Consider the following 19471-nt stretch of genomic DNA (forward strand, 5'->3'; position numbering starts at 1 on the left):
GTACCTATTGCCTTAAATCAATAAATAAAGTTTATAGTTTTAAGGTAAAAAAGAGATTAAATTTAAAATTATAAACTTAATTACAATTAAACGGGGGTGTAAAGTTTGAAATACAAAGTTTTAGGAAGTACGGGGCTTAAGGTATCATCAGTTGGATTTGGAGGAATACCGATTCAGAAGGTGGATGAAAAGGAAACTGCAAAGCTTTTGGAATACGCTGAGAGTAAGGGAATAAATTTTATAGATTCTGCAAGGGGATACACAATTTCGGAAGAGTTAATAGGTAATGCTCTTAAGGGAAGAAGAGAAAAATGGATTATAGCAACTAAATCTATGGCAAGAGATAGGGAGTCCATGCTTAAAGACGTGGAGATAAGCTTAAAAAACTTACAAACAAGTTATATTGATCTTTATCAATTTCATAATGTGAGAACCCAAGAACAGTTGGATCAGGTTTTAAGTGAAGATGGAGCTTATAGTGCCTTATTAGAATTAAAGCAAAAGGGTATTATAAAACATATAGGAATAACCTCGCATAGTGTAGATATGCTTAAGGTAGCTATAGAAACAGGAAAATTTGAAACAATTATGTATCCGTATAACATAGTGGAAACTCAAGGGGAAGAAGTCTTCAAAAGAGCTAAAGAATTAAATATTGGTGTAATAGCAATGAAACCTATGGCAGGGGGAGCTTTAACTAAGGGAGATTTAGCAATAAAATTTATACTTTCAAATGATAATATAACTACTGCAATTCCAGGAATGGCTTCTTTAAGTGAAGTAGATATAAACTGTAATGCAGGAAGCTCAGAAGATACTTTAACTGAGGATGAAAAAGAAGAAATGAGAAAGATATCAGAGGAGCTTGGAACAGAGTTTTGCAGAAGATGCAGTTATTGTGCACCATGTACTGCAGGTATAGATATTCCAAGTATATTTGTACTTCAAGCATATAAGGAAAGATATGGACTTCCAGATTGGGCAAATGATAGATACCAAAGCACAGAGCGTAGAGCAAAGGACTGCATAGAATGTGGAATTTGTGAGGAAAGATGCCCTTATGACTTACCTATAAGGAATATGCTGAAAAAGGTAAGAAAGATTTTTAACGAATAAGGATTTAGAAAATTAAATTATAAAGTGTATGGAGCAAATTATGAACTATGAACTTAATATTATAAAACATAAGACTAATATTATAAGAGAACTATTAAAAGATGAAGTAGTGTTTACCATTTCATTAATTTTTGCTGTAGTAACATCTTTAATATCAGTACCTAAGATGAAATATATAGATTTTAAGGTGCTTGGGATTTTATTTAATCTCATGGTGGTAATAGCAGCTTTTGAAAAGCTAAAGATACTAGATAAAATAGCGGTAAGTATATTAAGTAAGTTTAATAAAGAAAGGCAAATATCTCTTGTCTTAATATTTTTGACTTTTATAAGTTCTATGTTTATAACAAATGATGTAGCACTTATAACATTTGTGCCATTAACCTTAATAATAGGTAAAAAGACAGGATGGCATCCAATACTTACAATAATATTTCAAACTTTAGCTGCAAACTTAGGAAGCAGCCTAACCCCTATGGGGAATCCTCAAAATTTATTTCTATATTCCTTTTACAATATTTCGCCCATAGAATTTTTTAAGGTAACGCTGCCCATTATTTTAATAGGAATATTATGGCTTGTGATAATAAATTACAGACTTAAGGAAAATGAAATAAATTTCAAATTAGAAGATATATACATAGAAAATAAAACTCAAGGGATTATTTATATCGGACTTTTTATATTTGTAGTACTTTCTGTATTTAATATTGTAAACTATAAAATAGCCTTTTTAGTAACAATTTTTATAGCAATTTTTACAGATAAGAGTTTATTAAAACAAGTGGATTACATTTTATTAGCTACCTTTATATGCTTTTTCATAATTATAGGGAATCTTTCGCATATGCCTAGCTTTACTTCTAATATAACTAAATTTTTATCTAGTAGTAAAAATGTTTATTTTTCATCTATATTATTTAGTCAAGCTATAAGCAATGTTCCAAGTGCTATATTATTATCTGGTTTTACCTCACGATGGAAGGAAATAATTTTGGGGGTAAATATAGGGGGAATGGGAACACTAATAGCATCTTTAGCTAGCCTTATTTCCTATAAATTTTATATAAAGGAATATGGGCAAAGTAGAAAATACTTGATTCATTTTCATGGATACAGCATTATAAGCTTATTTATCTTCTCATTTATTATATATTTCTTAATTTAGGGTATAAAAATAAATAAACTATTGTATAATGAGTACATATATGGTTAAAATATATTGATAATAAAAGTAAAATTAGGACAACTGATTCTTTTTTGCACCTCGTTAGTAGGTGCGCTTTTTTTATATGTAAGTAATGGTATTGTATCAAGGTAGTTGGCATTTTTAATATTATTTTGAAGCTAGGGCTTTAATTTAATATCTCAATAAATTATAATTTTTATAAGATGTTAGGAGTTAGGTGAAAGGAACTAAGAAATATGGAAACTTTGCTACGCAAAGCTTTTTCTAATTCTAGTACCTAGTACCCTAGGTCTAACACGTAAAAAGAAACGGGGGGCATATTTATGGACATGCTTATAAGAAAATTAACAAAAGAGGACAATAAGAACATTGAAAAAATCATCAAGGAATGCCTAATTGAATTTGGGGCAAATAGAGAAGGCTTTGCTTGGGCGGATCCAGAACTAGGATATCTTTCTGAAGCTTATAAGGATGCAAACTCAGAATATTGGGTTGTAGAACAAGATGGACAAGTTGTAGGAGGGTGTGGGATAGCACCTATGAAAGATCTTGATGGAGTATGCGAACTTCAAAAAATGTACTTTATAAAAGAAGCGAGAGGTACAGGTGCAGCAGGGAAAATTATAAAAGTTGCATTAGATTTTGCAAGGGAAAGATATAATAAATGTTATCTTGAAACATTAAATAGCATGGAAGCAGCTAATAAGTTTTATCAAAAGAATGGTTTTTATAAACTTGATAGACCTATCATAGAAACAGAACACTTTGGTTGTGATGCATGGTACTTAATGGATTTATAATTAACTGTTTGCTAAAAGGAATGGCGACCGACAAGTCTTTTAATAGCGATTAAAGATTAAAAAAGGGGGCTATAAAATGTTTGGGGTTATAGTAAATTCTTTGGCAGTAGCTGCTGGGGGATTAGTAGGAATGCTTATAGGTAAGGGTATTCCAGAGAAAATAAAAGAGACAGTATTTACTGGGTTAGCTCTTTGCGTGATGCTTATAGGGATTTCAGGAGCAATAAAGGGACAGGATACGATATTGATTATCATGAGTATAGTTATAGGAGCTATTATTGGAGAAATTATAGATATTGATTTAAGACTTAGGAAATTAGGAGATAATATACAAAGTAAGTTTCAAGGAAAGCATGGTAAGTTTTCTGAAGGGTTTGTAGTATCTACTCTTCTTATGTGTATAGGAGCTATGGCTATAGTAGGGCCTTTAGAAAGTGGACTTACAGGTAATAATAGTACTTTATTTGCTAAGTCTGTTATAGATGGATGTTCTGCAATAATATTATCTTCTACATATGGCATAGGTGTGGTATTTACAGGAGTATCACTATTTATATATCAAGGGTTAATAGCATTATCTGCTGCTTTTATAAAAGGAATATTAGTACAATCCGTAATAACAAATATTACGGCAGTAGGAAGTTTACTTATATTAGGACTAGGATTTAATATGTTAAATCTTACAAAAATTAAGGTAGCAAATTTACTTCCAGCAGTACTTGTACCATTTGTATATCAGCTTATTTCAGGATGGTTTTAGATATATTTATTTTTATATAGTTAAAAATACAACCCCTGTAGATAATTTTCATTTAAGTGTAAATATCTGCAGGGGTTAATATAATGTAAAATCATATGTGGAGTTTTATTAATTTGGGTTATAATATAAAAGAAATATCTTATAATTGTTTAAAGCGAAATTAAATAGGCTAATTTATTTATGTTGGTTATGATATATTAATTTTTAAATAAAATATTATTTTAAGGTGGTAAATATGAAAAGAGTTATACCAGTAGAAAAGAACAAAGATTACATAGTAGAAATAAAGGGTATGGGATATGAAGGTGAAGGAGTAGGAAAAATAGATGACTTTACTATATTTATTCCTGGAGCCATTAAGGGAGAAAAGGTAAATGCCAAAATAGTAAAGGTAAATAAAAATTTTGCCTTTGGAAAACTTTTAGATGTAGTAGAAGAGTCTAGTTTCAGAACTGAGCCTATATGTGGTATATATAAAAGATGCGGAGGGTGCCAGCTTCAACATTTATCCTATGAAGGTCAGCTGGATTTTAAAGGACAAAGAGTTAAAGATGCCATAGAGAGAATAGGTAAGATAAATCCTGAAGTGCTTCCGGTTATAGGTATGGAAAACCCTTATAACTACAGAAATAAGGTTCAACTCCCTGTAGGTGAGGCAAATGGAGAAATAAACATAGGATTTTATGCACTGCGTTCTCACGACATAATTAATATGGAAAAGTGCTACATACAAGATGAAATAAGCGAAAAAATAATGACCTTAGTAAAACAGTGGATGATTACAAATAATATAAAGGCCTATGATGAAACCACTCACACAGGAGTTTTAAGACATCTTATGATAAGAAAAGGTTTTAAAACTTCAGAGGTAATGGTAGTGCTTGTTACAAGAACTAATGAACTTCCGCATAAAGATGAAATCATAAATCTTTTAACTAGTAATGTAAAAGAAGTAGTAAGCGTTATTCAAAATATAAATTCAGAAAAGACAAATGTTATACTAGGACTAAAATCAAATACCCTTTGGGGAAAGGATACTATACAAGATTACATAGGGAAGTTTAAGTTTAACATATCACCATTATCCTTCTTCCAAGTAAATCCTATACAAACGGAAGTGCTTTATAATAAAGCATTGGAATATGCAAGTTTAACTGGAGATGAAATAGTTTTTGACGCGTATTGTGGAACTGGGACTATATCACTTTTCTTAGCTCAAAAGGCAAAAAAGGTATATGGAGTAGAAATAATTCCTGAAGCCATAGAAAACGCTTGGGAAAATGCTAAGCTAAATAATGTGGACAATGTGGATTTCTTAGTAGGAAAGTCTGAACAAGTTATACCGGATTTAATAAACAAAGGTATAAAAGCAGATGTAGTAGTAGTAGATCCTCCAAGAAAGGGCTGCGAGAGAGTCCTTTTAGAAGCTATAGCTAAAATTAATCCTAAAAGAATTGTATATGTATCCTGTGATGCAGGAACCTTAGCTAGAGATTTAGCTATTTTAGATGAACTAAATTATAAGACTGAAAAGATACAGCCAGTGGATATGTTCCCGCATACGGCGCACGTTGAGAGTGTTGTATTGATAACAAGAAAAGAGAAGTAAAAGGCTGAAAAGGCATGAAGTAAGGGTTTTCGAGAGTTGGAGTTGGTTAGGCGATAGTTCCGACTCTCAATTTTTTTATGTTTTATTGGTGACAGGAAACATATCAATGGAGTATAGTTGAGTGGACAGGATTATTATTTGGTAGGTTGAGAAGATAGGAATGTTAAATGGTAGGTTAACTAACATGGCATATTCGAAATCAATTATTATATAATATGAAACATGTGGGGACAGTAGTTAGGATAGAGAAAATAGGCTGATATCAAAGGTTTTGAAGGTTTTTAATTAAATATTGAAGTGTGTTTTATGTTCCTCAGACTGATTAGTTTTGGGGAATTTTACTTTAGGCGGTCTAACAAATACGCAGAGCTAAGGATATTTGCGTTAGGATATAGGTTTTGCGTATTTTTCTATTTTATATTGATAGAGGAAAGCGAATAGACCAATGAAATAGATGAATAATAATTATCCGTGCATGTTTATAAAACGGATTGCTTCAGTAATCACTCTATGGTGAAACTTTATAGAGGTATTTTTTTATTAATTATGGACTAGAATTAAAATAAAAATGAACTTTCATTTTGACGTATTTTGATGTATACTATGTGTTTGAGAAGAAGTATGTAAAATTATTTATTGAAATTAATATATGACTTTTATTACGGAAAAATTTATTTATTTTAAACAATAATATAAGAGGTGGCAAAATGGCATTAAAAGTATTTGAGGCATTTGCAGGCATTGGAGCACCACGAAAAGCACTCTCTAACTTAGGCATAGATTTTGAAATATTATACACGTCTGAAATAAACCGAGATGCTATTGAAGCCTATAGAAAACTGTATGGAGAAAATAACAATTTAGGAGACATATCTAAAATTCAAATTGATAAGCTTCAAGATTTTGATTTGTTTGTTGCCGGGTTTCCTTGTCAAGATATAAGTCATAATGGAAAGCAAGAAGGAATGAAAGAAGGTACTAGAAGCGGTCTAGTATGGAATGCATTACAAATTGTTAGCTATAAAAGACCTAAATATGTAGTGTTTGAAAATGTAAGGAATTTACTTAATGAAAAATTTAGAGAAGATTTAAATAGGATAATTTCGACTTTGGAAAGCTTAGGATATACAGTAAAGTATCAATTACTAAATGCAAAAAATTTTGGTGTTTGTCAAAATAGAGAAAGGGTTTTTATTGTTGCAAGCTTAGAGGGAGAGTTTTTGATTCCTAAAAAATCTAATAAGCCTTTAACAAACCTACATGATTTATTAGTTGATGATGATTGTGATAATATAAAAAACGAAATCAAAAAAAGAATTATGGAAGAGGCTAAAACAGATATTATAAGAAAAGCAATTCCTGAAAATAGAGAGACTATAAAAAACAAAGTGATATGTTTAAATTCTAAGAACATATTTAATAAACAACCAAGCCAACAATATAGGGTGTATTCTAAGAATGGTATTATGACAACTCTATCAGCACAGTTAAATGGTAGATATAATGTTATATCCAGCAAAGGTTTTATTAGAAAGATTACTGAAAAAGAATCTTTACTATTACAGTGTTTTGATTTAGAAGATTATGAAAAACTAAAAGATATGGGAACAAAAATATATAAATTAAGTGGTAATAGTATACCTGTATATATGTTGGAGGAGTTATTTGATAAACTGTTAAATGCCTAATTAGAATTATATTGAATAAAAGGAGAAATGACTTAAGATGATAAGTGTTGTAAGTATTTTTTCAGGAGGAGGAGGTATTGATTTAGGATTTGCAAAAGCCGGCTATGATATAATATTTGCTACTGATTTTTGGGAACCAGCTTGTAAAACATTAGAATTAAACACAGCTAAAGGGCTATATAAGTTCAATAAAATAGTGGAATGCAATGATATAAGAAAAGTGGATTTTAAATCAATACCAGAAAGAACAGGAGTAAAGGATATAGATTGTTTGGTGGGCGGACCACCATGCCCGGCCTATTCTAAATCTAGATTTTATTTAAAAGATAAGAAAAGAGCATTAGAGGATGAAAATTCATTTACTTTATATAATTACTTTAGAGCATTAGAAGAACTAAAACCTAAAGTGTTTTTCTTTGAAAATGTTCATGGATTTGTATTTAAGCCGCATGAGGCAGCTTTTCATTTATTAAAGGAACAAGCAGAAGAATTAGGATATGACATTAGCTATAGAGTAATAAATGCTGCTGACTATGGAGTGCCTCAGACAAGAGAGAGATTTATATGTGTAGGAGTAAGAAAAGAATTTGGAAGGCGTTTTATTTTTCCAGAGCCTACTCATTATAATCCCAAAAAATATAGTGAATTATTGCATAAAGAAATGAAGCCTTGGGTAACTTGTGGTGAAGCTCTTGGTGATTTGGATTATGATCTTCCTGAAGATGAGAAGATGCAGGCAGGTTCGAAGCACAAGGATTTATTAAGGCTAGTGCCTCCAGGTGATAATTACTTGTATTTTACAGAAGAACGGGGATATCCTAATCCAATATTCAAATGGAGGTCAAGGTACTGGTCCTTTTTACTAAAACTTTCACCAGATAGACCTTCTTGGACTATTCAGGCTAGTTTCTCCAATAACCAAGGACCATTTCATTGGAAAAATAGATTTTTAAGAATACCTGAAATAAAAAGGATTCAAACATTTGATGATAACTATGAACTGGTTGGGGATTTTAAAGACCAATGGAGACAAGTAGGAAATGCAGTACCACCATTATTGGTGACACAAATTGCAAAAGCTATAAAAGAACAGTATTTTTAAGATAAAATATTGTTGGGGGGAGCAAAAATCATGAAATCAACTTTAGAAAGTATATTTAATATTTTCGGGGAAACTGCCACTGTAAATAAAATTAACAATAATTCAGAACTTTTTGAGGTTAATACTAGTAAACATGGAAAAATAACAGTATGTGCAAAAGGTATTACATTCGGTGGTAGAGAAAATCTTGATTATGAGCAACGAATTCAAATAAAAGGCGATTCAAATAATTATGCATTTGATAAATTAAATCATAATGAAAAAGCTATATTATTAGGAGTAGGTACTACTAATAATGGTGAGACAGTATTGTGTACCTTTAAATTAAAGCACTCAACTGCAATTAATACAATATCAAAACAAATAAAAAATGGAACAATTGAAAAGGCTTTATCAGATGGATTTGCGCAACAATTAAAAGGAAATGAATATGCATGTGCATTTAGAAAGGAATTCTTATACTTTTATCTTAACAATTGCGACTGGCTTCATGATTCAACAGTAGATGAATTAAATAGTCATTTATTACTAGAAACAACAGATACTTATACGATAAGCCAAGAAGATAGAGTTAAAGGTGGAACTAACATCCTCTTATATGGGGTTCCTGGTGCTGGGAAAAGTCATACAATAGAAACTAACTATTGTAATGATTTTAGCTTAATGGAACGAGTGGTCTTTCATCCCGATTACATGAACACTGATTTTATAGGACAGATTCTACCAACTGTCAAAGGTGAAGGTGATGAAAAAGAGATAACTTATGATTTCACACCAGGACCATTTACTAGGGTATTGAATAAGGCAATAAATGATCCAAGTAAACACTACTATTTAGTGATTGAAGAAATAAATAGAGGCAATGCTCCTGCAATTTTTGGAGAAATATTTCAACTGTTGGATAGAGAATTAGATGGGACAAGTTCTTATAAAATAACTAATTATAACATTGCAAATGAAGTTTTTGGAAAAAAAGAGACTCCAGTTTTTATCCCTTCAAACCTAAGCATTTTAGCAACAATGAATACTGCGGATCAAAATGTTTTTACTTTAGATACAGCATTTCAAAGAAGATGGAATATGAAAATCATAGAAAATGATGTAACAAAAGCTGACCATGCTAAAGCAAAAATTTTAGACACCACTGTAACTTGGGAGAAATTCAATACAGTTATTAATGAACAAATAATTACTAGTGGGGCAGCTACTTTATCATCTGAAGATAAGCGCTTAGGATCATATTTCGTAACAGAAGATGTTCTTAAATATTTTTCTATTGAAATAGACAAAAACGAAATAGCCGAGAAATATAATACAAATTTAGACAATACTCAGAAACTGGAAACAGTGATTAAAGATTTAAACTCTAGATTTGGAGATAAAGTTATTAAATATCTATGGGATGATGTGTTCAAATTTAGTAGAGATGATTTATTTGAGCCAAACTATAAGAGTTTAGAGAAAGTATTATACGACTTTAACAGACATGACGGTGATAGAAGATTCGATGTATTCAAACAAGATATTAAAGACAATTTATTCTCGGATAATAATATAGAGGAAACTAGAAATGAGTAATGAATTTAAAGAAGTTATTTTGTCTAAGTCTTTAAGTGAATACTGTAGAAATGCCACCAATCTAGAGGGAGATACATTTGTTGGAATTAAATCCGAAATTGTAGGAGACAAGCATGAAATAAGTGTTCACTTCCCAATAGGGTATAAAATATCTCAAAAGGAAGAAGATGTTCGAGATGAGATTTTAGACCTATTCAGTGTGCTACAGATATATAACGATAAACAATCTAGAGTATCTCAGATTACAGCTAATCAAGTTTTAAAAACTGTAAGATTTCCTGTTCAAGCTTACCTTAGAGTTATTCATTATTTTTTACAACATAATTACTACAAAGAGAATGAGGAAGTATATGTTCCAGGTATGTCTGGTCCTGTTAACATGAGAGTAACCATAAACAAAATTCAACCTATAGTACAAAAGTCTGGGTTTGTATTTCCTAATTTAATGGTTCGAAAAAATAATGATACAGATAAGCACCTAATAACTGAGATTAATAAGTATTGTGTTTATGAAAGTTTCTTAAAGCTAGGTTGGATTTATAAATATAAACTTCCTCAGCCAGCAAAGGTCAAAAATCCAAATCTTAAAGTATACAGAAGTATATTGCAACAAAAGTTAGAGCAGGCTAACAATGATACTATGAAACAGTTATTTCAAAGCATGTTAGCAATAATAGATTTTAGAAATAGTGCAGATGATCCAGAAGAGTTTTATTTCGGAACTAATAATTTTGAATATGTATGGGAAAGGTTAATTGATGAGACTTACGGTGTGAGCAACAAAAATCATTATTTCCCTAAAACGAGCTGGAGATTAAATTTTGGTGAAAGAGATAACCCATCCTTAGAACCAGATACTATTATGATAACCAATGACCATATATGCGTTTTAGATGCAAAATATTATAAGTATGGTCACTCAGGAAAGCATAGTGATTTGCCAAGATCAACTTCTATCAATAAGCAGATAACTTATGCTGAATATATAGCTGAAAACAGCAAATTTAATAAAGAGCGTGAAGAAGGCAAAGATGTATTAAATGCATTCCTTATGCCTTTTAGCAAAGCGAATAATATTTTTGGGACGAGTGAGAATTATTTCTCTATAGGAGAGGCAGTGGCAGAATGGAAACATTCTACTAAGGATTACGAGCGTGTTCAAGGTATACTTGTAGATGTAAAAACATTAATAGCCAACTCTACTAGACCTAATAGACAAGAAATAAAGAATCTATCTAAAGCGATAGAAGAAAGTCTAAAAAAGAATAAAGATATGGAGAGTGAAAGGTGAGAATTATCTATCACTCTCCTTTTTTATGTCTATATTTTCTTTGAGAAACAGCATTAGTACAATAAACGCAACAATACTTTTTTATTGAATTGGTTCTAGAGACAAGAAAAAACTGGCCACAATTAATATTTTGACAGGCCCTGTAAGATGCTTGTCTTGAGTCTAGGTAAAATAACGAAAGGTACATAGCAGATAGTAAAGAAGGAAGATTCCAATTGGGTTGCATAGTTGCTACATTATAAACTGGTCTGATTTCTGATAAATGATAGTTAAGTTCTCTTTCAATTAAGAACTTAGATATTTTATGTAAGGCTTGAGCCAAAGCTACACATTCTTTAGATTCCATTTTGGTATAGCATTCGTCTTGGAAAGGCATATCTAAAGATATAGATTCCAGATTGATTAGAGATATTTGTTGAACAAAGTGAAATAGGAACTCTATGACCAGTCCTTCGATATTGGTAAAAACAGAAGAGTCTTTTATCATATACGCTTTAAATATCTGTCTAGCAAATTCCAAGCATTGTTGGTCATCTTCCAAAAAACTATCATAATCATATATATTTATATCATGGTATCCGTTTTCTGAAATAGAGTCTTTAACTCTATACACTATGTCTTTCCCCCCATCATTTCTTGGTACATGAACTATATTATCCCATTTCCTAAGATTGACCTTAGTAGTATTTTTAATATTATTTAAAAATGAATTGTGAATTGAAGTATATACAGTTTCATCGTTAATTTTTATTTCTCGATCTTCTTTAAGTAATAAAAACAGTACTGAATCTAAGAGTTTCTTGTAATTGATTTTACTGGAGTCTTGGGCATTTAATAAGTTTATTAAGGCTTCAAGATTATCTTTTAAGTACATTATATCTTCTATATTTGCATTAACATATTGATCATAACCACCTAAATCAAATAAAAACCCATACTTATTAAAAAACGACATGACAGAGTTTATGTCGTTTTTTTCTATACCTAAAAACTCACCTAAAATATTGTTCTTATCATTATCTCTTTGCTTTCTTATTTCTTTTAAACCCTCACCATAGATATAAGCAGCTCTAAAGTTTTTTGAAACATCATTTCTAATTACCAGGCTCTTGGTTTTATTTCCAGTATGTAAGTCAACTACCTCATTGTAGTCAGTGATGCATTTGTAGCTTTCAAAAACAAATGCACTTTTAAAAGTATCAGAACTAGCCATAAACATATCCTCCAAATTAATAATTAGTAAATTCAAAATAGCTAATGATTATTACAAAATTATACCATAAATAAATTACAAAAGTAATCACTAAAAAAATAAATGATTATAAATTAAGAATATTCTAATTTGTAATGAAAAAATGAGACAATATATCCAGAAGGAAAACTAGTGAAAGCTTTACTTAGTTATTCTTTCTAAAATAAAGAAAATTGTTATCTTTAAAAAAATATCAAATGCCTGAGTTGCAATAAGGCAAAGGATACATATTGTTTCGCACTGTTAATAAGAACAGTTGTGTAGCAATAGAAGTACCCTCCCTTATTGCGCTCATTTTTAGGGTTTGTGTACTTCTTTTAGGCACAAGCCTTATTTTTGTATCCTTTGCCGCCAATGCAATCTGGCGGAAAGGATGCACTAATGTTAAGAAAGTTAAAAACAAGCAAAAAGGACTGTACTAACTACATTTATTACCCAGCAACAGTAAGTAAAGAAGTCAGAATAAATGGAGCAGAGGAGGAACAGGTATTAATCCCAATGATTATCGATAGGGATTCCATCGAAGAACACGGGATGATTGTAGGTGTAGAAAAATACCAGATTAGAAAATGGAGAGTGGGGAACAGAATTGTAGATGTGGTTCTGATTCCAGGGACTAAAGCGCAGTACGATGCCGTGATGAGTTCCTATTCAGCGGAGTTTAAAGCAGAGGACCGTGATAAACGCTGTGAAGTAAGTAATGGGAAAGGAAAATTGATTCGTTGCCCAGAAAGTAATAAATGCAGTCAGTGCCCATATGCAACTTCATTGGATAAGAAGAACTTCGGAACATTAACCTTTAGTTGCTTGTCAGCAGAAAATGAAGATGGAGAAGAGGCTAATTTCGAAGCAATTACACCTGCTACATATGGTTCAGCAGATATCTATTTGGGTATGATAAATGAATTGATTAGTCGTGTACAGGAAATTGACCCTAACTATGGTAGGATACTTCAGCTATTATCTGATGGATTCAGCCATAGGGAAATAGCAGCTGAAATTGGGATAGGAAAGAGTACTGTCACTGATAAAGTGGCAAAGATTAAAGAAATTGCAATGGATTTACTGGATGATATGATTTAAAAAATTATGGTAGCAGCACTTGAAAAGAGAATCAGTGTTGCTACCATTTTGGTTAATCTTTTTTATAAAACATTGTCTCATAGCCATCGGCTCTTAACTGCAGACCTTTCATCCACGGGGGCGTTATCCCCATTTGTTCACAGATGACATCCAAGGATTCATCCATAGGGCATTCAATAATTAATTCGTCATGGACATGACCGCAAATGAAATAGTGATTTATTGTATGCATAGCATAACTGAGGATATCTCTTGATATTGCCTGCACAATATTTTCCACAAATTTGGGACCGTATGACTCAATTCTTTCCCATTTTTTTGTAGATCCCACACCTTCATAGGTTACTGCTTCTCCACCGAATTTATTCATACCAATCTTAGGTTTAACATAAGTTAAGCTTCTACCAGAAGGGAGTTTGATGAAGAGCATACCGCTTTTATAGATAAACTTGAGACCATAGGTTTCAATGCAAGTTCTTTGTTTGATTGTATATTTGACTGCGTTATCAACATCCCACCAAAACTGTACTATGTTAGGATTTGAAGTTCTCCAAGCATCAACAAGAGGTTGTAATTCCTCTTCTGCAAGACCCATATCTAAAGCACCCATGGATTTAAGGGCTCCACAGGAACCGCCGTAACCTAGAGCAAGTTCAGCAATCTTGCCCTTCTGACGAAGATGGCTGTTCTGACCATGCTTTTCAACTGGAACACCAAACATAGCAGAGGCACTTGCACAATAAATATCTCCATTATTAGCAAAGACTTTATTTCGCCATGACTCCTGTGCAAGGTGTGAGAGTACCCTTGCCTCGATTGCACTATAGTCTAGCACAGCAAATTTATATCCAGGCTTTGGAACAAAAGCGGTGCGGATAAGTTCCGACAATACTTCAGGGACAGAATCATAAAGCATTTCTAATGCAGCATAGTTACCGCTTTTTACAAGGTCACGAGCCTGCTCCAAATCTGGCATATGATTCTGAGGCAAATTTTGTAGCTGAATTAGCCGGCCAGCCCATCTGCCACTACGGTTTGCACCATAGAACTGGAACATTCCTCTTGCACGGCTATCAGCACATATAGCATTCTGCATTGCCTGATATTTCTTTATACTTGATTTGGCAAGCTGCTGACGGAGAGTAAGAACATCGGCAAGTTCCTGCGGAGCATCCTTTAGCATTTCTGCCACAGCCTTTTTACCAAGAGTGTCGGTTTCAACTCCATTGTCAGATAACCATTGTTTCATCTGTACTACAGAATTTGGATTATCTAGATTTGTGAGTTTCTTCATTTCTTCCGAGAGTTCTTCCTTAGAATGCTCATCCATCTTAATTGCCTGTTCAACAACATCCATATCAATGGCTATTCCACGGTCATTAATTTTCTGGTCTATGTGATATTCTTCCCATACAAATTCCGGCACGGGAAACTTAACCAGCTTTTTTTGAATGGACATTTCAACTTCAACATCCCTGCGGTTGTATGTGATGAAGGCTTTCCATTTTGTTATATCATGCATGGGAAGATTGCGAGTTCGATTACCATTTGATTTTGTGGGCTTGCATGGGACACAGAAGTAGCGGATGAGGTCTTTACCTTCTTTCATTTTCTGTTCATGTAATCCAAGTACCGCGCCTACGCCTTCAAGGGATAATGGCAGTCCAATGTAAGCAGACCATATCATGGAGCATTTCCATGAGGATGGATTTAGATAGTTACCGACAGTGTCATTGCTGTTACTATAGCTGCTGAAGTGTTCAAGATAATTTTTTCTAAGCCATGCTGAAAGGCAGATGCGCTCAAATGCTGAGTTGAATGCCCATTTGGTCACGGATTCGTCTGACAGGGCAGAGATTATTTCTATTGGAACTTCCTCGCCGCTCGCCAGGTCTATGACAATAACCTCACCACCATTGATGGAATAGGCGAAGAGGAGAATTTCAAAGTTGGGGGATTCTGCATATTTGTACATTCCACATTTCTTCAAATCCACATCAGAAAAAGTCTCAAGGTCTATAGATAATGTTATTATTTTGTCCATGATTGTCACCATCCTTATAGTAAAAGGCGGCAGCATAGCTACCGCCAAGTTAGAGATTAAAGGGTTAAACTTTATGAAAGGAAATCATCATCGGAATCTGTTGAGAAATCATCCGCTGCACGAGATTTAGCACCTAAAGGCTCACCATCGCCAATCTTCTGGAGGTTGTTCAAACCACAAGCGATTCCGCGATTTCCGTTAGAGTTGAAAACATATAGATTGATTGATGCCCTGCCATAAACGCCAGAATATACTTCGGAACGCTCAAATATAGGATTACGGTCTGCATCAACAATACCTGGAGCGGTAGCACTATTGGCATTGATAAAGTATGCATTTGCATAAGTAGGGTCATCTGGTCTTTCGGCATCCCCATCACGAAGAGGTGTCTTAAGAGCTGAAAGAGCAGGTACTGATTTGCCGTTACCTTTTAGCTTTGACTGACCTTCCTGATAAGCTGCCTCAATGGCTGCCTTGATTTTTTCCACAGTCTTAACATCGGACTTTGGAATAATGAGGCTTACGCTATATTTAGGAGTACCCCCATTTATTGACTTTGGATCCCATACATTTGCATAAGACCATCTTGTTTGTGGACCTGTAATAACTTTAGTTGGATTTGCTAATTTTGACATAATATTGTCCTCCTTATTCTTCAATAAAATCATTTTTTGCTGTATTCATCGCCAGACGTTTGTCACTCTCCGGCACGAGTGTTGGTTTACCTGGTGCCTTGTAAACGAGACTGCCAAGAATTTCTTCAAATTTCTTTTTACCAAGAGTTGAAGTCATAGCTGTAACTCCGAGGAGTTTCTGTTCGTATGGATTAAAGCCAGCTGAACTAACAGCATCTGCAACCGCTTGTTCATCAGTATATTTTCTTGTGGAACGTGATTCTACAATTTTAAACCCACAATACCTTGTACCACTGAGTGCCTGCTGTAAGGCATATTCCTTGATATCGTTGACCCAAGCTACAAGGTTATCTGCCTTTGAAAGAATAACCTCGATTTCTGTGCTATCAAGGGTAGCTGGCATTTCAAAATCGTACTTTGCAAGTTCAAGGTTGTACTCGGCACGTTTACGGCAGGTAGCTTTTACCTTGCAGAACTGGCAGTGGTCACCAGCTTTGAATTCTCCATCACCTGCATAAGCAAGTTTAGCAATAGGGGAGAGAATTTCATTTCCCCATTTCAGTAGGTCTTCCTTTGATAAAGAGTAGGTACTGACATTATCTCTGCGTGGTTGAAAAACTGTCATCTTTACGATATCCACATTATATATGCGATCGAAGAGGTCTAAAGCACCGAGTGCATAGCACATCATTTGCGGATTTTCTTCTGCCGATATCAGGATGCCAAGACCGTGCTTGTAATCAATTACCTGCAGAACACCATCTGCAACGATGACACAATCACCTGTGCCGAATCCTTCCTCTACATATTTAGAGAAGTCAAGACGCTGTTCGATTAGTATCACAGGATCAGGGCAGTGCTGTTTTGCTTCTTCCAGCTGCTCCATGACGAAGGATGCATATTCATCTGCACAGTTTTCCATCTCCGCATCGTAGTATTCCAGATTCTTTATTGGGTCTTGGGTATTCATGCCAAGAGCCTTTTCCAATTTGTACTGACATAAATTGTGGGCATCCGTGCCTTGCTGTGCATAGGCACTGGCTTTGTCATTTTGTTCTGCACATAACTTTGCTGAAGGTGGGCAATTTAGCCACCTGTGGCTAGATGAAGCTGAAAGTAAAGCATGTTTAGACATTTCCAATCACCTCAGCCTCTGCAAGTAATGCCTCATAATCTGCTGGAGTGATATCTGACAGTTTTTCAGCGCCGTACTTTATAAGTAGTGCTTTGATATCTGAGGTGTATCCATTACGTGATTTATCTGCTAGGACAGCACGTACATCAGTAAGTGATAGTGCCTTTATTTCAGGCTTTGGAGTTTCTTCTGAAGTTGCCTCTTTCTTCTTAGGCTTCTCTTCCTCTGTGGTAAAAAACAATTCCCTTAAAGTCACTGAGATTTTAATTAATGTTTCTCCACATTTCTTAAGTTCATCGAGTTCTACGGATAATTTATTCGTCTTAGCCATGGGTATTTTCTCCTTCCATATTTGATTTTTGCTGGCTTAATTTCCTAGCGAGCCTTTTTGATATGACACTAATTGCAATTAGAACATCTGAAAGTTCTTCATCTAAGCTATTATCTTGTTTGCATTTAGTGTTAGTAGCTGTTTCAACTTGCATAGTAGCACTACCTTTCTGAGAGTTAAGAACCTCTCTACTTCTCTAAGGACAAAAGTCTGTGGTTTGGACGGATTTTCTTGAGAAGATTTTTAATTTTTTTTCTGCCACACGTCCTTACATCTTCCTTAGGACAAAAGTTAGCAAACTGGACGGATATTTTTGAAAATAGTTTTCTGCTTTGAAAAGATAGGAGGATTTTTTTTATTTTATTAAGGAAGCAATTTTATTTACAAAAAAACTCTTAAGAATATCCGTCCAAAAGTAAAAGTTATGTCCTTAGAGAGTTATAGGGGGATTCCCTATAAATTTTTTAAGGAGTGGATGTTATGAAAGAATTAGTAAAAATCAATTATGGAAGTGACCGTCCAACTATACTTGGGCGGGATTTACACAGAGTGTTAGAGGTGGAAACACCTTATCATAAATGGTTTCCAAGAATGTGTGACTATGGGTTTATTGAAAATGTAGATTATATGACGGTGGACAAAAATGTCCTTCGTGCAGATGGTACTTTAATGCCTCAAGTTCAACATGACCATCAATTAACTGTAGATATGGCAAAAGAGATATGTATGATTCAGCGTACTTCAAAGGGGAAACAATGCAGGCAATATTTTATTGAAGTTGAAAAATCTTGGAATTCTCCAGAGGCAATTATGGCAAGGGCATTACAGTTTGCAAATCAGCAGCTTAACCTTGTGAATAGCCAGAATGAAGCGCTAATAGGTACAGTAGCAGTACAGAACCAACAAATTGTTGAAATGAAACCGAAGGTATCATATTACGATGTAGTACTTAATTGTAAAGATCTTATTTCTACATCAGCAATAGCTAAAGATTATGGGAAATCTGCTATATGGATGAATCGTTATCTTCATGATAAAGGAATTCAATTTAAGCAAGGTGATATTTGGCTTTTGTATCAGAAGTACGCAGAAAATGGATATACAAGTACTAAGACACATAGTTATTGTGGAACTGATGGAAATCAACATACAAGGGTTCATACCTATTGGACTCAGAAGGGAAGACTCTTTATTTATGAATTGATGAAAGCTGATGGTATGTTACCACAGATTGAAAGTGGATGTTGAAGATCATAGCTGATTTCTTTGAGAAGGAGCATAAAAATGTACTGTGTGATATTGCAAAAATCACTGAACCCAGATCTGGGCTGAGTAAAGAATTTACTCGGCTCAATTTTGAGCAGTCCTATTATTTGCTTGTTGATGAGCAGCATCACCTTGAATGGTACATGGCAAAATTAAAGCAAAAGTCTATATAAGAGGAGGAAAATATAATGTTTTATGTTAAAGAAAAAATAAGTGATTCTATGGAAGTTTCCGTGGAAATAAATGATGAAAATGTATTTTGCATTTGTCCAAGTTGTGGATGTGAAGTAAATGTTGACCTTTCAGAAGTATTTGCAGATGGTGAGGGAGATTTATATAGCACATCTATTTATTGCAGCGAATGCAGTAAAGAAATTAAACCTAACTGTGGTTGTAAATAGAAGGATGCTGTGACCAACAGTTTATGAGGCATTTAAAAATGTTATTAATGAGGAGAAGGCAGAGAAGTATGCTGCCTTAAAACCTCTTAAAAAGATAGGATAATTCTAAAGGAGGAAAGCCGATGAAGTTAATATTTTATACAGCAAATTGCATAGGCAATGCTAAGAACTGCAGCTATCCTAACCGTGTT

19 protein-coding genes are annotated in these 19471 nt (G+C 33.6%); 13 read left to right on the forward strand and 6 right to left on the reverse strand.

The genetic code is table 11. From position 1 onward, the window contains the following. The first annotated feature begins 105 nt into the window (after nucleotides 1-105). The 9 genes from DP68_RS11145 to DP68_RS11185 all read left to right on the forward strand — a co-directional run bounded on the left by DP68_RS11145 (nucleotide 106) and on the right by DP68_RS11185 (nucleotide 11133). Nucleotides 106-1116: an aldo/keto reductase gene (locus DP68_RS11145; RefSeq protein ID WP_035309502.1), complete on the forward strand. Its 1011-nt coding sequence runs from the start codon at nucleotides 106-108 to the stop codon at nucleotides 1114-1116. 40 nt (nucleotides 1117-1156) lie between these two features. Continuing rightward, the gene (locus DP68_RS11150; RefSeq protein WP_291548704.1) at nucleotides 1157-2284 is read left to right on the forward strand and encodes an SLC13 family permease; all 1128 of its coding nucleotides are present in this window, start codon (nucleotides 1157-1159) and stop codon (nucleotides 2282-2284) included. Between the two features lie 344 nt (nucleotides 2285-2628). Beyond that, nucleotides 2629-3105, forward strand: a complete 477-nt coding sequence (locus DP68_RS11155) for a GNAT family N-acetyltransferase (RefSeq protein ID WP_363330955.1) — start codon at nucleotides 2629-2631, stop codon at nucleotides 3103-3105. Nucleotides 3106-3181: 76 nt separating this feature from the next. After that, a complete protein-coding gene (locus tag DP68_RS11160) occupies nucleotides 3182-3865 on the forward strand; it encodes a DUF554 domain-containing protein (RefSeq protein WP_035309506.1) in 684 nt (227 codons plus the stop codon). A 235-nt stretch (nucleotides 3866-4100) separates the two neighbouring features. Further along, nucleotides 4101-5474, forward strand: coding sequence for a 23S rRNA (uracil(1939)-C(5))-methyltransferase RlmD (rlmD, locus tag DP68_RS11165; protein WP_035309508.1), 1374 nt, complete (start codon nucleotides 4101-4103; stop codon nucleotides 5472-5474). A gap of 707 nt (nucleotides 5475-6181) precedes the next feature. Then, nucleotides 6182-7162 carry a DNA (cytosine-5-)-methyltransferase gene (dcm, locus tag DP68_RS18955; RefSeq protein WP_052085764.1) on the forward strand — a complete coding sequence of 327 codons (981 nt, stop codon included), beginning with the start codon at nucleotides 6182-6184 and terminating at the stop codon, nucleotides 7160-7162. Between the two features lie 37 nt (nucleotides 7163-7199). Beyond that, nucleotides 7200-8264, forward strand: coding sequence for a DNA (cytosine-5-)-methyltransferase (dcm, locus tag DP68_RS11175; protein ID WP_035309510.1), 1065 nt, complete (start codon nucleotides 7200-7202; stop codon nucleotides 8262-8264). A 30-nt stretch (nucleotides 8265-8294) separates the two neighbouring features. Then, nucleotides 8295-9842 carry an AAA family ATPase gene (locus DP68_RS11180; protein WP_052085765.1) on the forward strand — a complete coding sequence of 516 codons (1548 nt, stop codon included), beginning with the start codon at nucleotides 8295-8297 and terminating at the stop codon, nucleotides 9840-9842. Beyond that, the gene (locus tag DP68_RS11185) at nucleotides 9835-11133 is read left to right on the forward strand and encodes an LlaJI family restriction endonuclease (protein ID WP_035309513.1); all 1299 of its coding nucleotides are present in this window, start codon (nucleotides 9835-9837) and stop codon (nucleotides 11131-11133) included. Before DP68_RS11180 ends, DP68_RS11185 begins: the two co-directional genes overlap by 8 nt. Nucleotides 11134-11143: 10 nt before the next feature. Here DP68_RS11185 and DP68_RS11190 read toward each other — a convergent pair whose 3' ends face one another. After that, entirely contained in the window at nucleotides 11144-12346 is a 1203-nt protein-coding gene (locus DP68_RS11190; protein ID WP_035309515.1) for a hypothetical protein, read from the reverse strand. A gap of 420 nt (nucleotides 12347-12766) precedes the next feature. On the opposite strand from DP68_RS11190, the gene DP68_RS11195 reads away from it, so the two are divergent. After that, nucleotides 12767-13468 (forward strand): helix-turn-helix domain-containing protein, encoded by a 702-nt coding sequence (locus tag DP68_RS11195; RefSeq protein WP_035309517.1) that lies wholly within the window; start codon nucleotides 12767-12769, stop codon nucleotides 13466-13468. Between the two features lie 52 nt (nucleotides 13469-13520). On the opposite strand, the gene DP68_RS11200 is transcribed toward DP68_RS11195, so the two are convergent. The 5 genes from DP68_RS11200 to DP68_RS19615 all read right to left on the reverse strand — a co-directional run bounded on the left by DP68_RS11200 (nucleotide 13521) and on the right by DP68_RS19615 (nucleotide 17767). Further along, nucleotides 13521-15503 carry a DNA polymerase gene (locus tag DP68_RS11200; protein WP_363330957.1) on the reverse strand — a complete coding sequence of 661 codons (1983 nt, stop codon included), beginning with the start codon at nucleotides 15501-15503 and terminating at the stop codon, nucleotides 13521-13523. An 80-nt stretch (nucleotides 15504-15583) separates the two neighbouring features. Further along, entirely contained in the window at nucleotides 15584-16147 is a 564-nt protein-coding gene (locus DP68_RS11205) for a DUF2815 family protein (RefSeq protein ID WP_035309521.1), read from the reverse strand. Between the two features lie 13 nt (nucleotides 16148-16160). After that, complete coding sequence (locus DP68_RS11210) at nucleotides 16161-17282, reverse strand: DUF2800 domain-containing protein (protein ID WP_035309523.1); 1122 nt, start codon at nucleotides 17280-17282, stop codon at nucleotides 16161-16163. After that, a complete protein-coding gene (locus DP68_RS11215; protein ID WP_035309525.1) occupies nucleotides 17275-17613 on the reverse strand; it encodes a hypothetical protein in 339 nt (112 codons plus the stop codon). The genes DP68_RS11210 and DP68_RS11215 overlap by 8 nt, the downstream gene beginning before the upstream one ends. Beyond that, a complete protein-coding gene (locus DP68_RS19615; protein WP_291548723.1) occupies nucleotides 17606-17767 on the reverse strand; it encodes a hypothetical protein in 162 nt (53 codons plus the stop codon). Before DP68_RS19615 ends, DP68_RS11215 begins: the two co-directional genes overlap by 8 nt. 326 nt (nucleotides 17768-18093) lie before the next feature. On the opposite strand from DP68_RS19615, the gene DP68_RS11220 reads away from it, so the two are divergent. Genes DP68_RS11220 through DP68_RS11230 form a run of 3 tightly spaced genes read left to right on the forward strand, consistent with a single transcriptional unit; the run spans nucleotide 18094 to nucleotide 19280 of the window. Next, nucleotides 18094-18861 carry a phage antirepressor KilAC domain-containing protein gene (locus tag DP68_RS11220; protein ID WP_035309526.1) on the forward strand — a complete coding sequence of 256 codons (768 nt, stop codon included), beginning with the start codon at nucleotides 18094-18096 and terminating at the stop codon, nucleotides 18859-18861. Continuing rightward, on the forward strand, nucleotides 18855-19052 hold the full coding sequence (locus DP68_RS19880; protein WP_035309527.1) for a Rha family transcriptional regulator: 198 nt from the start codon (nucleotides 18855-18857) through the stop codon (nucleotides 19050-19052). The genes DP68_RS11220 and DP68_RS19880 overlap by 7 nt, the downstream gene beginning before the upstream one ends. Nucleotides 19053-19067: 15 nt before the next feature. Further along, nucleotides 19068-19280, forward strand: a complete 213-nt coding sequence (locus DP68_RS11230) for a hypothetical protein (protein ID WP_035309529.1) — start codon at nucleotides 19068-19070, stop codon at nucleotides 19278-19280. Nucleotides 19281-19471 lie beyond the last annotated feature (191 nt).

It is taken from the genome of Clostridium sp. HMP27, assembly GCF_000765165.1.
GTDB lineage: Bacteria > Bacillota > Clostridia > Clostridiales > Clostridiaceae > Clostridium_AK.